The 16366-nt window shown below is 63.9% G+C and carries 21 protein-coding genes; 12 read left to right on the top strand and 9 right to left on the bottom strand.

All coding sequences use genetic code 11. The annotated features are described in order from the left end of the window. The first annotated feature begins 46 nt into the window (after positions 1–46). Entirely contained in the window at positions 47–541 is a 495-nt protein-coding gene (locus NMP98_RS03760) for a FlaD/FlaE family flagellar protein (protein WP_254860220.1), read from the top strand. Positions 542–564: 23 nt separating this feature from the next. Here NMP98_RS03760 and katG read toward each other — a convergent pair whose 3' ends face one another. From katG to NMP98_RS03745, 3 genes are all read right to left on the bottom strand, one after another. After that, entirely contained in the window at positions 565–2736 is a 2172-nt protein-coding gene (katG, locus tag NMP98_RS03755; protein ID WP_254860219.1) for a catalase/peroxidase HPI, read from the bottom strand. 81 nt (positions 2737–2817) lie between these two features. Then, positions 2818–3129 (bottom strand): divalent-cation tolerance protein CutA, encoded by a 312-nt coding sequence (gene cutA / locus NMP98_RS03750; protein ID WP_254860218.1) that lies wholly within the window; start codon positions 3127–3129, stop codon positions 2818–2820. Beyond that, positions 3129–3335 (bottom strand): HEWD family protein, encoded by a 207-nt coding sequence (locus NMP98_RS03745; protein WP_254860217.1) that lies wholly within the window; start codon positions 3333–3335, stop codon positions 3129–3131. Before NMP98_RS03745 ends, cutA begins: the two co-directional genes overlap by 1 nt. Before the next feature lie 98 nt (positions 3336–3433). On the opposite strand from NMP98_RS03745, the gene NMP98_RS03740 reads away from it, so the two are divergent. Then, a complete protein-coding gene (locus NMP98_RS03740) occupies positions 3434–3991 on the top strand; it encodes a YbhB/YbcL family Raf kinase inhibitor-like protein (protein ID WP_254860216.1) in 558 nt (185 codons plus the stop codon). Here the strand turns inward: NMP98_RS03740 and NMP98_RS03735 are convergent. Next, the gene (locus tag NMP98_RS03735; RefSeq protein ID WP_254860215.1) at positions 3988–4440 is read right to left on the bottom strand and encodes a DUF7992 family protein; all 453 of its coding nucleotides are present in this window, start codon (positions 4438–4440) and stop codon (positions 3988–3990) included. The genes NMP98_RS03740 and NMP98_RS03735 overlap by 4 nt on opposite strands. A 99-nt stretch (positions 4441–4539) precedes the next feature. On the opposite strand from NMP98_RS03735, the gene NMP98_RS03730 reads away from it, so the two are divergent. Further along, positions 4540–4965, top strand: a complete 426-nt coding sequence (locus NMP98_RS03730; protein WP_254861291.1) for a universal stress protein — start codon at positions 4540–4542, stop codon at positions 4963–4965. Here the strand turns inward: NMP98_RS03730 and NMP98_RS03725 are convergent. Further along, a complete protein-coding gene (locus tag NMP98_RS03725; RefSeq protein WP_254860214.1) occupies positions 4962–5402 on the bottom strand; it encodes an acyl-CoA thioesterase in 441 nt (146 codons plus the stop codon). The genes NMP98_RS03730 and NMP98_RS03725 overlap by 4 nt on opposite strands. 119 nt (positions 5403–5521) lie before the next feature. Here NMP98_RS03725 and NMP98_RS03720 point away from each other — a divergent pair, with 119 nt between their 5' ends. The 5 genes from NMP98_RS03720 to NMP98_RS03700 all read left to right on the top strand — a co-directional run bounded on the left by NMP98_RS03720 (position 5522) and on the right by NMP98_RS03700 (position 10560). Further along, positions 5522–7024: a TraB/GumN family protein gene (locus tag NMP98_RS03720; protein ID WP_254860213.1), complete on the top strand. Its 1503-nt coding sequence runs from the start codon at positions 5522–5524 to the stop codon at positions 7022–7024. Next, positions 7021–7668, top strand: coding sequence for a zinc metalloprotease (locus tag NMP98_RS03715; RefSeq protein WP_254860212.1), 648 nt, complete (start codon positions 7021–7023; stop codon positions 7666–7668). The genes NMP98_RS03720 and NMP98_RS03715 overlap by 4 nt, the downstream gene beginning before the upstream one ends. A 60-nt stretch (positions 7669–7728) precedes the next feature. Beyond that, complete coding sequence (locus tag NMP98_RS03710; protein ID WP_254860211.1) at positions 7729–8820, top strand: sensor histidine kinase; 1092 nt, start codon at positions 7729–7731, stop codon at positions 8818–8820. A 43-nt stretch (positions 8821–8863) separates the two neighbouring features. Continuing rightward, positions 8864–9838: a phosphoribosylformylglycinamidine cyclo-ligase gene (gene purM, locus NMP98_RS03705; protein ID WP_254860210.1), complete on the top strand. Its 975-nt coding sequence runs from the start codon at positions 8864–8866 to the stop codon at positions 9836–9838. 173 nt (positions 9839–10011) lie between these two features. Continuing rightward, positions 10012–10560: a CBS domain-containing protein gene (locus tag NMP98_RS03700; RefSeq protein WP_156708170.1), complete on the top strand. Its 549-nt coding sequence runs from the start codon at positions 10012–10014 to the stop codon at positions 10558–10560. Here the strand turns inward: NMP98_RS03700 and NMP98_RS03695 are convergent. Beyond that, positions 10557–10919, bottom strand: coding sequence for a DUF555 domain-containing protein (locus tag NMP98_RS03695; protein ID WP_178917338.1), 363 nt, complete (start codon positions 10917–10919; stop codon positions 10557–10559). The genes NMP98_RS03700 and NMP98_RS03695 overlap by 4 nt on opposite strands. Positions 10920–11224: 305 nt before the next feature. On the opposite strand from NMP98_RS03695, the gene NMP98_RS03690 reads away from it, so the two are divergent. The 3 genes from NMP98_RS03690 (at position 11225) to ligA (ending at position 13918) form a co-directional block, all read left to right on the top strand. Then, positions 11225–11401 (top strand): hypothetical protein, encoded by a 177-nt coding sequence (locus tag NMP98_RS03690; protein WP_254860209.1) that lies wholly within the window; start codon positions 11225–11227, stop codon positions 11399–11401. Positions 11402–11441: 40 nt separating this feature from the next. Further along, positions 11442–12161 carry an archaeal proteasome endopeptidase complex subunit beta gene (psmB, locus tag NMP98_RS03685; protein WP_254860208.1) on the top strand — a complete coding sequence of 240 codons (720 nt, stop codon included), beginning with the start codon at positions 11442–11444 and terminating at the stop codon, positions 12159–12161. A 110-nt stretch (positions 12162–12271) separates the two neighbouring features. Further along, positions 12272–13918, top strand: a complete 1647-nt coding sequence (gene ligA / locus NMP98_RS03680) for an ATP-dependent DNA ligase LigA (protein WP_254860207.1) — start codon at positions 12272–12274, stop codon at positions 13916–13918. Here ligA and NMP98_RS03675 read toward each other — a convergent pair. Then, complete coding sequence (locus NMP98_RS03675) at positions 13915–14169, bottom strand: hypothetical protein (RefSeq protein ID WP_254860206.1); 255 nt, start codon at positions 14167–14169, stop codon at positions 13915–13917. The genes ligA and NMP98_RS03675 overlap by 4 nt on opposite strands. A gap of 97 nt (positions 14170–14266) precedes the next feature. Between NMP98_RS03675 and NMP98_RS03670 the strand changes: the two genes are divergently transcribed. Continuing rightward, positions 14267–14959 carry an MBL fold metallo-hydrolase gene (locus tag NMP98_RS03670; RefSeq protein ID WP_254860205.1) on the top strand — a complete coding sequence of 231 codons (693 nt, stop codon included), beginning with the start codon at positions 14267–14269 and terminating at the stop codon, positions 14957–14959. On the opposite strand, the gene NMP98_RS03665 is transcribed toward NMP98_RS03670, so the two are convergent. Both NMP98_RS03665 and NMP98_RS03660 read right to left on the bottom strand, forming a co-directional pair. Continuing rightward, a complete protein-coding gene (locus tag NMP98_RS03665; RefSeq protein WP_254860204.1) occupies positions 14956–15216 on the bottom strand; it encodes a hypothetical protein in 261 nt (86 codons plus the stop codon). The genes NMP98_RS03670 and NMP98_RS03665 overlap by 4 nt on opposite strands. Before the next feature lie 42 nt (positions 15217–15258). After that, the gene (locus tag NMP98_RS03660; RefSeq protein ID WP_254860203.1) at positions 15259–16365 is read right to left on the bottom strand and encodes a DNA topoisomerase IV subunit A; all 1107 of its coding nucleotides are present in this window, start codon (positions 16363–16365) and stop codon (positions 15259–15261) included. Position 16366 lies beyond the last annotated feature (1 nt).

Below are 16366 nucleotides of genomic sequence, written 5' to 3'. Positions count from 1 at the left end.
CGAAACCGTATGCCATTTAAAGCGAATCCCTGACGTACGCCGGGTCATGAGCCCACAGAAGCCGTACCTCGAAACTATCGACCCCGAACCCGGCCGGGTGAAAGCGGTCATCGAGTGGATGGAGTACCTTGGAACCACCTTCGGTACCTCGGGCGCACTCAACGCCTTGGAGTACTACGAACGACTCGGATGGATAACGCCCCAAGCCCGCGAAGGACTGCTCGATTACCTGCGTGGTCTCGGCATGGACGAACTCCACAACAAGAAGTACGACGAGCCCGGCACGCTCGAAGGGCCGCTGGCGTCACTGTCCGGGACGCCGTTCGGCGCCCACGCCCGGTCGCTGGAGTACGTCGCCGCCATCGCGGGCGACGACCTCGAAGCCGAACTTCTGTTGGCATCGATGGCCGAACAGCGCGCGAAACCCGACGGCAAGTCGGGGTGGCAACCCAGCTCGGCACACACCGATGCGGTTGCCGACGGCGGTAACACCGAACGGCGCGTCCCGTTCGACGATTCGATGTTCGACGGCGAAAAATAGCGTCGGGAACCCCGATTGTCAGTTCACTCGAGGTCGAAGCGGTCGAGTTTCATCACTTTGCTCCAGGTGTCGACGAAGTCCTGGACGAACTGCTCTTCGCCGTCGTCGGCCGCGTAGGCCTCTGCGATGGCCCGAAGCCGCGAGTTCGAACCGAAGACGAGGTCCACGCGGGAGCCCTTCCACTCGACTTCGCCCGTGTCACGGTCGCGTAGCTCGTAGACGTTCTCCGAGACCTGCTCCCACTCGTAGCTCATGTCGAGCACGTTCTCGAAGAAGTCGTTGGTCAGCGTCTCCGGCTGGTCGGTGAAGACGCCGAGGTCCGTGTCCTGATAGTTCGCGTCCAGCGTGCGCATGCCGCCGACCAGAACCGTCATCTCGGGTGCCGTCAGTGTCAGGAGGTCCGCCCTGTCGACCAGTAGCTCTTCTGGCTTGCGGTCGGCTTCCTCCTCGTCGATGTAGTTCCGGAACCCGTCTGCCTTGGGTCGGAGCGCCTGGAAGGATTCGACATCGGTCTGCTCCTGTGAGGCGTCCGTGCGTCCGGGCTCGAACGGGACCTCCACGTCGTATCCGGCCTCCGCGGCCGCCTGCTCAACGGCCGCGTTGCCGCCCAAAACGATGAGGTCGGCCAGCGAGACTCTCGTCCCGTCGGACCGGGAACTGTTGAACTCCTCTTGAATCCCTTCGAGGGTCCCCAGCACCGTCTCCAGCGCTTCGGGCTCGTTCACCTCCCAGCTCCGCTGGGGTTCAAGCCGGATACGCGCGCCATTGGCGCCACCGCGCTTGTCGCTGTCGCGGTACGTCGCCGCCGCCGCCCAGGCGGTCTTGACCAACTGGGAGACCGACAGGTCCGACTCGAGAATTTCCTCTTTAAGCGCGTCGATTTCCTCGTCGCCGATCAGGCCGTAATCTGCGTCGGGGACGGGGTCCTGCCAAATCATCTCCTCGTCGGGGACCTCCGGCCCGAGGAACCGCTCCGGCGGGCCCATGTCGCGGTGGATGAGCTTGTACCAGGCCTTCGCGAAGGTCATCCCGAACTCCATGGGGTTCTCTTGGAAGCGTTCGACGATTTCCCGGTAGTCCGGGTCTCGCTTGAGGGCGACGTCCGTGGTCAGCATCATGGGAGTGACCTTCTCGGAGGGGTCGTGGGCGTCCTGTGCAGACTCGTGGAGTTCCTCGTCGACCGGCGTCCACTGCCACGCACCGCCGGGGCCCTTCTCGGGTTCCCATTCGTAGTCGAGCAGGTTGTTGAGGAAGTCCATGTCCCAGTCGGTGGGCGACTGCGTCCATGGGCCCTCGATGCCGCTCGTAATCGTGTCGGGACCTTTGCCCTCGCCGTAGTCGTTCTCCCAGCCGAGCCCCTGATTCTCGATGGGGGCCGCTTCGGGCTCCGGACCGAGGTGGTCGTCGGAGTCGGCGCCGTGGACCTTACCGAACGTGTGGCCACCGGCGATGAGCGCGACGGTCTCTTCGTCGTTCATCGCCATGCGGTCGAAGGACTGACGGATGTACTTCGCGGACTCTTCGGGGTCGGGTTCACCGCCCGGCCCCTCGGGGTTGACGTAGATGAGGCCCATGTGGTCGGCGGCGAGGTCACCCTCGAGGTTGCCCTCTTCGTCGTGGCGCTTGTCCGCCATCATCTCCTCTTCGGGCCCCCAGTCGACGCCCTTGTCGGGCGCCCAGGCGTCTTCTCGGCCGCCAGCGAAGCCGTAGGTCTCGAAGCCCATCGACTCCATGGCGACGTTGCCAGCGAGGACGATCAAGTCGGCCCACGAGAGTTTGCGGCCGTACTTCTGTTTGACGGGCCAGAGGAGTCGGCGCGCCTTGTCGAGGTTTGCGTTGTCGGGCCAGCTGTTGACGGGTGCAAAGCGCTGTGTGCCGCCGGAGGCCCCGCCGCGGCCGTCCGTGGTGCGGTAGGTACCGGCGCTGTGCCACGCCATTCGAATGAACAGCGGACCGTAGTGACCGTAATCAGCGGGCCACCAGTCTTGGGAGGTCGTCATCACCTCCTCGAGGTCTTGTTTGACGGCTTCGAAATCGAGTGACTCGAACGCTTCGGCGTAGTCGAAGTCCTCGTCCATCGGGCCGACGCTTCGTGCGTTTTGGTCGAGAATATTCAGGTTCAACTGGTTCGGCCACCAGTCCTTGGTAGACTTTCGGCCTGTACCCATCTCGGAGGCAGGGGTGTCGTCGTTCATCGCGGTACGTACCTCTTGGAGGAACGCGGATACAAAAGTTTGGATTGTAAAACGGAAAGGTTCCCTTTCGAAAGAGACAGATTATTTTTCCGAATCGACGCTTTCGGCGACCCACTCACCGAACGAGGGCCAGAGGGCTTCCTCGTCGAACCGCTCGATGCAGGGAACGTCGTAGGGGTGCAGTTCCTCGATGCGGGACGCCAGTCGGTCGTAGGCGTCGTCGGTCGTCTTCGCGAGGAGGACGACTTCCTCCTCGGAGACGACATCCCCATCCCAGCGGAACGTCGAGCGGCAGTCGAATCGGTTGACACACGCTGCGAGGCGTTCTTCGACGAGCGCCTCGGCCAGTTCGGTGGCGGCCTCCGGCGGAGCCGTGATGTAAACCGTCGGCATCAGGCGTCGGCGTCGACGTTCGGCTTGCCCTCTATGGGGTTGTACCGACCGTTGATGTCCCACTCGTGAATGCAGTGTTTGTTGCCGACCTGTCGCTCGCCGTCCTCGACGGCGATGACCCAGTTCTGCGTGTCGGCGTCCCAACGGTCGGTCCGGCCGCACAACTCACACTGGCGCTCCGTCGGGGGAACGATTTCGTCCGTCATACTCGAAGGAACGATGGCCTGCATAATCAAGGGACCGCTCGAACGGTCCGGCGAATCCGTCCCGGTGGGGTCATTAACGCTGAGCACGAAAGACGGGTATGCGACGGCGCGAGTTACTGGCGGGACTTCCGGCAGTCGGGCTTTCGGCGGTCGCCGGCTGTACCGTCGGTGGTGAACCCCCCGAACCGGACGACCTGACGCTGTCCGCTCCGGCCTTCGATGAGGGACGGATACCCAAGCGGTTCACCTGCGATGGTGAGGACGTCTCGCCGCCGCTGGTCGTCGAGGGCGTTCCGGACGGCTCTGAATCGCTCGCCATCGTCGGCGAGTGGCTCCGCAGTTACGGTTCCGCCACAATCTGGCTGCTGTGGAACCTCCCGGTAGAGGGCCGGCTGGAACTCCCGGCGGACATCCCCAACGGTCCGCGCGTCGAGGTGGTCGATGGGGCCAGACAGGGAACCAACGACGAGGGGTTCGTCGGCTACCGCTCGCCGTGTCACGAAACACCGGGTCAAAACGAGTACCGGTTCAACGTCTACGCCCTGGATGAACCGCTCTCCATCGAGGGCGGCGCCGACCGCGACGTCTTCGATGAGGCCCTCGAAGGAGCAGTTCGCTCCAGTACGACTCTCACCGCGGTTTACGAGCGGTTCTAGAAGTCCGGAAGGTCGTCGGGGGCCTCGTATTCGGCTTCCCAGTCGATGTATTCCTCTTTCAGCGTCCGGCTGACCGTGTCGCCGAACTCAGCCAGCGCCGCGTTGATACCCGACACCGTCTCCCAGGAGTTCAGTTCGGGGTGAAGCTCCTGTTCACGCCAGTCTTCGGGGATGCCGGGGGCGTGGTAGCCGACCCGGTCGGCGAAGTCGTCCCAGAAGAAATCGAATTCGGCGAACAGTCCGAGTTCCTCGGCGACGGCGAACTCCTCGGCGTCAAGGTCGGTGTGTGCCGCCCACTTCTCGAAAGCGTCGGCCCAGGCGCCCTCGGCGAGCAACTCTTCGAGTTCCTCGCGACGGTACTCCGTCCCCTGTACGTCCACGTCGTCGTACTCGCCGGTGTCGACCTCCGGCAGTTCGGGCGGTGCGGGCGTATCGACGTTCAGTCCCATGGTGGACGTACGTCGCCGAGGGGTAAAACCACCTCCGACGAGTCCTGGCTGGGGTGTCGGCACACCCCACCCACGTTTAACACCGATGACGGAGTACTCCTGAACATGCGTGTCGTAGTCCCATACGACGGCTCCGAGCAGGCTCGCAAGGCGCTCGACCACGCGGTCGAGCGCTACGGCGACGGCGAAATCGTCCTCCTGTACGTTCAGGACTTCGTCGCGGCGGGGTACGAGGCCTCACCCGGAGCGGCACTGCCGGGCTACTGGAAGGAGTGGTACGAGGACGCCCAAGCCGAAGCCGAACAGTTGTTCGAAGAAGCCCAAGCACGCGTCGACATCGACCTTGAGACCGAATCCGCCGTCGGCCGCCCGGAGCGGGCAATCGTCGAGTACGTCGAGGACAACGCCGTCGACGCCGTCGTCATCGGAAGTCACGGCCGCAGCGGCGTCTCCCGGGTTCTTCTCGGCAGCGTCGCGGAGACGGTTGTCCGGCGGTCGCCAGTTCCCGTTACCGTCGTTCGCTAGCGGGGTGCGTCGTCGAGCGCTTCCTCCAGAAGTTCCTCGCCCCGCTCCGAGGAGACGGTCAGTTCGGGCACCGTCATGGGCGTTCGATTCTCGTCTATCGCCACGAACACCATGTAGGACTCGGTGGTGAGTTCGGTCGGGTCCCGCCCGGGGTTCTCCCGGAACACACGAGTTCTGATGTGAATGCTGCTCGTTCCCGCCCGGTAGACGTAGGACTTGACGAGCGCGACGTCGCCGACCTCGATTGGCCGCTTGAAATTCACTTCGTCCATGTGGGCCGTCACGCAGGTCTCCCCGGAGAAGTGCATCGCGCTCATCGCACCGGCTTCGTCCATCCACTTCATCACGTTCCCCCCATGGGCGGTGTCGAGGTTGTTCGCGTGGTTCGGTTGGACTATCCACCTGTTTTCGATGAGCGTATCCAGTAGGTCCGGCATCTCCGGTGTATCCGAGGGCCGGCGTGAAAAGACCAGTCGGTTCGCTGGAAGTCTCAGCCGGGGGCGCTCCTCGGGTCCGTCCCGACACACGTAAGCCGCTCGCCCGACTGAACCCGACAATGAGCGAAGACGTCGAGGAGGGCTCCGTCCAAGTCGTCGGGACGGCGCACGTCTCCGAGGCGAGTGTCGAAGAGGTCGAGGACGTCATCGAAGAGGAGCGACCGGATGTGGTCGCCGTCGAACTCGACGAGGGTCGGTACCGCCAGATGAAAGGCGAAACGCCCGACGACCTCGATGCCGGCGACCTGTTGCGCGGCAACACCGTCTATCAGTTCCTCGCCTACTGGATGCTCTCCTACGTGCAGGCGCGTCTCGGCGACCGTCTCGACATCGAACCCGGCGCCGACATGAAAGCCGCCATCGACACCTCAGAGGGATTGGGTATCGACGTGGCGCTCGTCGACCGGGACATCCAAGTGACGATTCAGCGCTTCTGGGCACGACTCTCGTTTCTGGAGAAACTGAAACTCGTCGGGAGCCTCTCTATCGGGTTCGGAACGCCCGTCGAAGTCGGCATGGGCATCGGCATCGGGGTCGGGTTTGTCATCTCGATACTCGCCGGCGCCCTCGCGGGGCCGTTCGTCGTGCCCGCCGGGGTTGGACCGGGCATCCTCGTGGGTATCGCGGACACGCTCCTCGTGGCATTGGCGGTCGGCCTCGGCCTCGGGATAGTGCTGACCGTCCTCCTCGAACGGATGGTCCCCGAAGAAGACATCGACGACATAGACATCGAGCAGATGACTGACACCGACGTTGTCGGTGCGATGATGGAGGAGTTCCGGCGGTTCTCTCCGGGCGGTGCGGAAGCGCTCATCGACGAGCGGGACGCCTACATTGCCCACCAACTCGTCGCGTTGCGCGACCAGGGTAAACACGTCGTCGCCATCGTCGGCGCCGGCCACCGCGAGGGAATCGAACGCTACCTCGAGAAACCGTCGCTGTTGCCGCCGATGGCGGAGTTGAGCGGCCGAACCTCCGGCAGTCGATTCTCGCTGTACAAACTGTTCGGCTACCTGTTCACGCTCGGCTTTCTGGTCTTCTTCGTCCTGCTGGCCATCGCGACGTACACGGGCGTCGAGGGCGCCTCGAGCGAACTGCTGTTCCGGCTGTTCGCGGCATGGTTCCTCGTCAACGGTGTGTTGGCGTTCGGCCTCGCCAAACTCGCTGGTGCCCACTGGCGCTCTGCGGGCGTCGGCGGCGGCATCGCGTGGCTGACGAGCGTCAACCCGTTGCTCGCACCGGGATGGTTCGCCGGCTACGTCGAACTGCGGTATCTCGACGTGAACGTCAGCGACATCTCGACGCTCAACGAAATCCTCTCAGACGAGGATGCTCCGATTCGAGACCTCTGGCGAAATCTCAGGGGTGTGCCGCTGTTCCGGCTCATCATGATAGTCGCGCTGACGAACGTCGGGAGCTTCGTCGGAAGCGTACTCTTCGCGACGGTGTTCCTGCCGTACGTGTTCGCCGGGTCGGGTATCGAGGGTGCCGACGGCATCGCTCGGCTGATGCTCGAGGCCGCTCGAAACAGCGTCGACCTGCTCACGGGGGCGGTCGCATGAGCGGCCTCACGCTCGCGGACGTTCGGTTCTACCCGGACGAAATCCGGGATTTGGCGATTGCGTGGGGCGCATTGGGACTGGCGTTTACGCTGTTCATCTTCGTTTCGACCGGGCGGCAGGTGTTCCCCGACATCGCGGGTGCCGTCACGTCGCCGCTTTTCGTTCGCGTGTTCGCTCTCAGCGTGCTGACCGTCGGGGTCGGATTTCTCCTCCACGAGTTGGCCCACAAGGTCGTCGCGGTCAGGTTCGGCCAAATTGCGGCGTTCAAAGCCGACTACGCCATGCTCGCGCTGTGTGTCGGAGCCGCCTTCGCCGGATTCCTCTTCGCCGCACCGGGAGCGGTGTATCACCGTGGACGAATCACCGAACGCCAGAACGGACTGGTCTCGGTTGCCGGCCCGCTGACGAACGTCGTACTCGTCGCCGTGTTCCTCCCGTTGGTCTTTTTCGGCGGGTTTGTCGGCGAACTCGGGCAGTTGGGTGTCACGATAAACGCCGTCCTCGCGGCGTTCAATATGATTCCGTTCGGACCCCTAGATGGCAAAAAGGTGGTCTCGTGGAGCAAAGCCGTCTTCGCGGTCGTCTTCGCCGGCACCGTTTTGCTCGCCGTCGGTGCGTTCCTCTTCGTCGGCTTCCCGTACTGACCACCTTCAAACTTTGAAACCGTTGGTGGGTATTTATACCGGAACACCGCATCTCAACTCGTGAGCTACACGTATCGGGAGACTGTCGTCAGGACGACCCCGGTCGTGCTTATCGGTGGGTTGGGGGTGACGCTGCTCGTCGCAGCCGCACTCTACCTGTGGCAGCATCAACCCACCGTCCCCTCGACGGCAGTCGTCATCGGGTTCGTCTTCGCGCTCGTCGTCGTCGCTTCCGGAGCACTTCTCTATGCGAGCCTGCGGCTCGCCCGAACCCAACTCGATACGCAAAAGCGGTGGTGGGCCAGTCTCTGGACGCTGCTCGGGTTCGCCGGCATCGTCGCCGTCGTCGCCCTCGCCCAGGGGTGGCGGTCGCTGCATCAGTCGATGAATCCGACGGTGATGTTGGGCGAGTTGTTGCTCGCAGGGACGGCCGGGTCGGTTGCCGGCTTGCTCATCGGCGTTTCGACCGTCGATTCGATGACCTCAGACGAGGCAGCCGAACGCCAGCGTGACGGACTCGTGTTCGTCAACCGACTGCTGCGACATAACGTCCGAAACAGCATTCAAGTCATCCAGTCGTACGCCGACCTCGTCGAGAACGAAACCGCCGACGACACCGTCGCCCGCCACTCGGAACTCATTGCCGACCGGGCACGCCACCTCAACACGGTCATTGACGAAGCACAGACGCTGACCGAATCGCTCTCCGGAGGGTTGTACCTCACGTCGACGGACATTTCGGCGACCTTGCGATGCGTCGTTGAGGCGAGAGCAGAGGCGTCGCCGGATGCGACGTTTCGAACCGACATCGAGGACGGACTGTCGGTTCGCGCCGATAGCCTTATCGATACGATATTCGAGAACCTGCTGTCGAATGCGGTCGAGCACCACGACGGAACCCCGACGGTGACGGTGACTGCAGAGCGCGCCGTCGGTGAAGTCGTCGTGCGAATCGCGGACGACGGGCCGAGCATTCCGCCGGAGAAACGGGAGAGTTACTTCCAGCCTGGAACCCGAACTCCGGACAGCGACGGCGAGGGGTTTGGGCTGTATCTCGTCAGGACTCTGGTCTCCCGATACAACGGCGAGGTGACCATAGAGGACAACGAGCCACGTGGCACTGTCGTGACTGTTCGACTCCCAGCGGCGTGAGCCAACCGACGCGCTTTTGCTCCGGTCGGACCGCCCATTGGATATGACCGACGAGAACGACGAGGGACTCACTTACGCGGATACGGGCGTCGACATCGACGCGAGCGAGGCCGCTACTGCGGCACTCATCGGTGCCGTCGGCGAGTTCGAGGGCGACTATGCCGGCTTGGTCGACATCGGCGACCGGTATCTCGCCCTTGCGACGGACGGCGTCGGGACGAAACTGCTCGTCGCCGAGGCGCTCGACGACTACTCGACAATCGGCATCGACTGCATCGCGATGAACGTCAACGACCTCATCGCGACGGGAGTGACGCCCGTCGCGTTCGTCGACTACCTTGCAGTCGACACTCCCGATGACGACACCTCCGAGGCGGTCGGCGAGGGGCTCTCGGCGGGTGCGGAACGCGCCGAAATCGCTCTCGTCGGTGGCGAGACGGCCGTGATGCCCGACGTCATCAAGGGATTGGACCTTGCCGGCGCCTGCGCTGGACTGGCGACCGAGGGGGAACTGTTCGACGGTGAGGCACAGACCGGTGACGCCCTCGTCGGACTTCCGTCCTCGGGGATTCATTCCAACGGGCTGACGCTGGCACGGGAAGCAGCGACGCTGAACCACGAGTACACCGACCCGTTCCCCTACGATGACCGAACTGTCGGCGAGGCGTTGCTCGAACCGACGCGTATCTATCGGGAGGTGCTCGAACCGCTCCACGCCGTCGAGACACACGCGGCAGCCCACGTCACGGGAGGCGGATGGACGAACCTCTCACGGATGGGCGAGTTCCGCTACGACATCGACGACCCCTTCGAGGTCCAGCCGGTCTTCGAGTTCGTTCAGGAGGAAGGAGACGTGAGCGACGAGGAGATGCACCGAACGTTCAATATGGGAACCGGCTTCGTCGCGGCGTTGCCCGAAGACGACGCCGACGCAGTCGTCAACGAACTCGACGATGCACGGATCATCGGCAGCGTCGAATCCGGGGATAGCGTCGAGATTCGCGGTCTGGAGTTGTAGGCGAACAGGCGGGGCGAGACGGTATCGGCCAGCCCTGCCCCACGCTCCCGCCTTGGGGACTGACCGCCGATGCACGGCGCATACGCCGGGTGGTCCCGTTTCGGTACTTGAACCCTCGGACCGACCGTAACAGGGCCGGTGGCTTTTTGTATAACTGTTAGTTATTGGTTCGTATGGGAACCGACCTGCCGACGCCGGCGGACCTCCGTGAGCGGCGGACGAGTCTGGAGTTGACCCAGAGCGAACTGGCCGACCGCGCGGACGTGTCACAGCCGCTCATCGCACGCATCGAGGGAGGCGACGTCGACCCGCGACTCTCGACGCTCCGGCGCATCGTGGGGGCGCTCGACGAGGCCGAAAGCGCGGTGATGCACGCCGACGACATCATGCACGAAGGCGTCATCAGCGTCGCACCGGACGACAGCGTCCGCGAGGCTATCGACCTGATGGTGAAGGAAGGTTACTCACAACTCCCAGTCGTCCGGGACGGCCGACCGCAGGGAATCATCTCGAACTCGGATATCAGGCAACTGGACGACGAAAACGCCGGCGAACTCCCCGTCGCAGACGTGATGCGAGAGGCGATTACGACGGTCGAACCCGATGCCACCCTCGACGAGGTCAACGCCCACCTCAACCACCAGGACGCCGTAATGGTCGTCAGAGACGGGCAACTGGAGGGTATCATCACCGAGGCCGACGTCGCGGCCCACATGTCCTAGTTGTCGTCGTCTGCGTCGTCGGTTTCGAATACTTCGATGACTTTCAGCGGAACGTCTCGGAGCGCGCCGCCGACTTCGCTCTTCGCGATGCGGGAGGCGTGCTGTTTGCTGTCGGCGTTGAACACTTTCATTTCGAGTAAGAGCCCGACCAACGCGGTGTCGGCGGCGATGAAGGCCGAGTCGAACGCCTCGCCACAGGCCGGACAGGGCGTCGCTCCGACCTCGACTTCGACGTAATCCATCTCTTCGCTGTTGAGCCGTTTGCCGGCTTCGCTGACGGCCACCCCGATGGCGTCGTCTATCTCCTCGACATCACGCACCAGCCACGCGGCCTCCATCGCGACGAGGTAGTTGCTCATACTCGAACCCTGCGGCCCCCGACGGATAGCCCTATTGTTTCACGAGCGCCGGCCCGCATTCCCGTGAGTCGACCGTCGAATCGCGCCGCGCACGTCACCACCATCGTTCTCATAAGTTATGGCGATGGCGCCGACCGGATACGCGGGTAATCCGACGACGGCGACGATTACGCAACCGCAGTTCGTCGAAATACAATTCGACTGGAACCGCATTACTGCGGCGCCGTTGTTCTGCATAATTTATCATCCGGCCCGCCGACACGAGAGGAAAGCTTATACCCACCTACCTGATTGCCACGACCGAGATGGAATCCCAGGCGTACCGGGCGGTCGTGTTCGCTCTGTACCAGTTCAGCATCGTCCTCGGCATCACCCTGCTCCCCGTCGCGCTCGTAGCCAAGCGAGCGGGTATCCCGTTCCCCATCGGGCGACTCGTCGAGCGGCTCGGTGAGGCCCACGAGAAAGCGGAATCGGCGGCCTGACCGGAAGGTTTTATCTGCGGTCGGTTTCTACCGCAGTGCAATGCGACAACCAGACACCTCCCTGCCCCGCACCGGTCAGGACCACACCCTCTCGCCGTACGAACCCGAACTCGGCGAGGTGCCGTCGAACGACCTCTCCGCGGACGATTTGGAGGGCGTCAACAAGACGGGAACGACCACCATCGGCATCACGACATCCGAAGGCGTCGTCATCGCGACCGACATGCGCGCCTCCCTCGGCGGCCGATTCGTCTCCAACAAGGACGTCCAGAAGGTCGAGCAGATTCACCCGACCGCTGCCCTGACGCTCGTCGGCTCGGTCGGCGGCGCCCAGTCCTTTATCCGCTCGCTCCGAGCGGAAGTCAACCTCTATGAGGCCCGTCGCGGCGAGGACATCTCCATCGAGGCTTTGGCCACTCTCGCGGGGAACTTCGCCCGTGGCGGCCCGTTCTTCGCCATCAATCCCATTCTGGGCGGCGTCGACGACGACGGCCACCACGTCTACTCCATTGACCCCGCAGGCGGCGTGATGGCCGACGACTACACCATCACCGGCTCCGGGATGACCGTCGCCTACGGGACCCTCGAACGCGAGTACGAGGAGGGAATGAGCAACGAAGAGGCAAAGCGCGTCGCCGCCTCGGGTATCAAGTCCGCCGTCGAGCGCGACACCGGCTCCGGCAACGGCGTCTTCCTCGCCACCGTCACCGAGGAGGGTGTCGACATCAAGGGCCACAAGGACTTCGACGACGTACTGTAACGCCGTAGTTCTCACTCTTCGGCTGTTTTTCGGTCTGCCGGCAGTCCATAGCCTACGACGTTCGACCGGAGTCACATCATTTAATCCCGGCACCTGCCAAGCCGACAGCGATGGAGTTCGCCGCCTTCGCCGACCGCGCCGCCGAGATGGAAGCCGAGCCTGCGGACCTCGAAACGGTCACACTCGTGGCCGAGTTGTTCGCCGAGACCGGCGACGAACTCGACACGGTCGCTCGCTTCGTGCAGGGCCGTGTGTTCCCCGCCCACGACGGAACGAAACTCGACATCGGGCCGTCGCTGTGTTACGCGGCGCTGGCGAAGGCCGCCGGAACGAACGTTTCGGTCGCCGACATCGAGGACCGACTGGCAGAAGTCGGCGAAATCGGCGCCGTCGCCGAAACCCTCGATTTGGGCGGCCAACAGGGGCTTTCGGCGTTCGGGGCCGGTGGCGGCGATACGCTCATCGTTTCGGAGGTGGACGACCAACTCCGGTCGCTTGCGGCCGCCGAAGGGTCGGGCAGTACCGACACGAAACTCGACACGCTGTTCGGACTGTTCAACCGCGCCGACGACCTCGAAGCGCGCTTTCTCGCTCGCCTCGTGTTGGGCGAGATGCGCATCGGCGTCGGCGAGGGAACCGTCCGGGACGCCATCGCCGACGGATTCGAAGTCCCCGTCGAAGCGGTCGCACGCGCCATTCAGGTCTCCAACGACTGCGGACTCGTCGCCGAAACCGCCCGCGAAGATGGCAAGGCGGGCCTTGAGGACGTACACCTCCAAGTCGGCCGCCCCGTGAAAGCCATGCTCGCACAGGCCGGCACCGCCGTCGACGCACTGGACGAATGGGAACGAGCGGCCGTCGAGACGAAGTTCGACGGAGCGCGGGTGCAGGTCCACCACGACGGCGAGACGACGCGGCTGTTCTCCCGAAACCTCGAGGACGTGACCGACTCGCTGCCGGAGGTCGTCGAGTCCGTCGACCAACAACTGGATGTACCGGCCATCCTCGACGGCGAAGTCGTCGCCGTCGACGAGGCCGGCGAACCCCTACCCTTCCAAGAGGTCCTCCGCCGGTTCCGCCGCAAACACGACGTGGCCGCGACACGCGAGAGCGTCGCCGTGGAGTTACACGCCTTCGACTGTCTGCACGCCAACGGCGACGATTTACTAGATACCTCGCTCGTCGAGCGCCACGACCGCCTGTGTGGCCTGCTGTCGACGGGCGTCTCGGAGTTGGTCCTAACCGACGACGCAGACGCCATCGCCGAGTTCGAGGCCGAAGCTCTCGATGACGGCCACGAGGGAATCATGCTCAAGAACCCCGACTCGTCGTACACGCCGGGCAACCGCGGGAAGAACTGGCTCAAGCGAAAACCCGACGTGGAGACGCTGGACCTCGTCGTCACCGGTGCCGAGTGGGGTGAGGGGCGTCGGGCGAACCTGTTGGGAACGTTCCTGCTTTCGGCCCGAACGCCGGACGGCTACGAGACGCTCGGGAAAGTCGCGACCGGCATCACAGACGAAGAACTCGCGGCGTTACACGACCGGCTGGAGCCGTACGTTCGCTCCGAGTCGGGGACCGAGGTCGACATCGAACCGGCCGTCGTCTTCGAGGTCGGGTACGAGGAGATACAGCACTCACCGACGTACTCCTCCGGGTATGCGCTTCGATTCCCGCGGTTCGTCGGCGTCCGTGAGGACAAATCGCCCGATGATGCCGACAGTCTCGAACGCGTCGAACGGCTCGCAAACGCCTAATCCCTGGCTTCGAGGGCGTCGAGGCGTGCTTCGAGGTCGTCCAGCCGGTCGATAATCTCTTCGAGTGCCGCCTCGGCGGCAGTACAGTCGTCGAGTTCCTCGATTCGCCGCGCGAGTTCGTCGTGTATCTCGCTGGTCGTCGCTCGGTACTCCGCCAACTCCTCGCTCGCCGACGCCGGCGCCAACCCACCGGTGTTCCCCGAGGACTCCAGTTGCGTGACACGCTGTTTCAACTCCTCGTCCGTCGCCATACGAGTTCATCGGGTCACCGTCTCATAAACCGAGTAGCGCTCTTTCAGCGCGTGAAAAACCGCCGGGCTTGTGGTGTCGGAACGTCTCGCCCCGAGTATGCTCGAACACGAGGGGTTGGAACTCGAATGGCTCGGCTATGCGACGCTCCGACTCGAAGCCGTCGGAACCGTCGTGTATCTCGACCCCGGTCGCTACGGCGTCCTTGACGGCTACGACGGCGGCGACGGGAATCTCGTCTGCGTGTCCCACGACCACCACTACGACACCGACGCGATTCGCCGTGTCGCCGACAACGCCGCCACAGTCGTCGTTTTCGAGGGCATCAACACCCACCGAATCGACCGCAACGTAGAGCGGCCCGCGGACCTCCCCTACGAGGTTCGGGATGTCGACGCCGAATCCGACATCGCCGTCGGTGACGCCATCATCAGGACCACGGCGGCGTACAACGACCCCGACGGCTCACACGTCAGACCCTCCGGTGAGCCGTATCATCCGAAAGGCCGCGGCTGTGGCTTTCACGTCACGCTGGACGGCGTTTCGGTCTACTGGCCCGGCGACACCGACGTACTGGCGGGCCACGAACACCTCGACGTGGACGTGTTCTGTCCGCCAATCGGCGGGACGTTCACGATGGACCGCCACGAGGCGGCCGACCTCGCCGAGGCGATGGACCCCGAACTGGTCGTCCCGATTCACTACGACACGTTCCCCGAAATCGAAACCGACGCCGAAGCCTTCGCCGCGGACCTCCGCGAGCGGGGGGTCGCCGTTGAACTCGACGGTTAGACGAACGCCTGTATCGTCACGACGACGGCGCCGAGCAACGCCAGCGCCAAGAGGAGACGGAAGGCAACGGCCACGTAGGGCTCATCGCGGACGAGACTGCGGTCGCTCGACTGCGGGTCCAACAGACGCTCGCGGAGTGCCGACAGCGAGTATCGACCGTCCTCACCGTCGTCGGGGGTGACGTTCGCGGCGCCACAGACGCAGGTCTCCGGTGGATTGTCGTAGACGCGCTTGCACTCCGCACAGCGCCACTTCATACGTCGTGTTTGGTTCGGGTCCGTAAAAACCAGTTCCCTCGCCTATAGGACGTCCATCTCGCCGAGTCGTTCGGGGAGGTAGGTGTCGGTCACGAAGTCGAGGCCCCGCGAAGCGAGTGCCTGCTGTTCGGCCTTCTTCCCGATGTCGAGTTGGAGTTCGATTTGCTCGGTCCAGTACTCGCTTTGGAATCGGGGGTCGTCGAGCTCGCTTTCGAGGGCGTTGATGTCCGAATCCGACAGCGGGTCGGTCGGTAGGTCGTACTCGACGATGTCTTCGGGCTGAATACCGACGAACTCCGCCTCCGGCGTCGCGAGGTACTCCGAGAGGTGTGCGGACTTGATGGAGCCGTAGGCGACGGAGCCGTAGATGCGATACGACCACGGGTCGCCGTCGGTGAACACCACGACCGGCAAATCGAGTTCGTCGTGGAGCCGTTTCGTGATTCGGCGGGTCGCACGCGCGGGTTGACCCTTGAGGTGGACGACGATGACGTTGTGTTCCTCGTCGAAGCCGTTCTCGACCAGTCGGTCGCGCATCCCACCGGTCTCGACGCACAGCACGAAGTCGGCGTCGTTGTCGAGGAACTCGATGGTGTCGGGGTTGTTGGGAATCTGATACCCACCTTCACCCACGTCCTTCTGGCAGTGAATCTCCCGTTCGCCGCGGCGGGTCTGCTCGCGGAGATACAGCGGCCCCATGATTGTCGCCCCGGATTCCTCGGGTCGCATGTGGAAGTCCTCGCGGGTGACGCCGCTGACGATTTCGAGGTCCTCGACGAGTTGGTTGGACTCGTCTTGGCCGCTGAACTGTGCGCGCTCTTCGTCCCACGACTCCGAGAGGTAGTACAACTCACGCAGCGTCGACGAGCGGTCCTCGTCGAGTTGGTTGGCGAGGAACTCGATGGTGTAGATGGCTTTCAGGAGTTTCTGGGCGCCGCGGACGCTGTTGGCCGACCGCGTGGAGTGGCGGTCGCCGTACACCCACACGTCGTTGTCCTCGTCGAAGACGATGTTGCTCTTCGTCCGGGTCGGTATCTGCATCGAGGGAACGTCTCCCTCGGCGAACTGGTCGTAGAACTCCGCCGCGAGGTCGATGAGTCGCTCGCGGGCGAGTTCGTCCTTCACGTCGGGGTCGGTGTCTGTGCTCATG

The sequence above is a fragment of the Natronomonas gomsonensis genome, assembly GCF_024300825.1.
Taxonomy (GTDB): Archaea; Halobacteriota; Halobacteria; order Halobacteriales; family Haloarculaceae; genus Natronomonas; species Natronomonas gomsonensis.
Note: the sequence above shows the minus strand (reverse complement) of the source record. Positions and strands in the feature narration are given on the sequence as shown.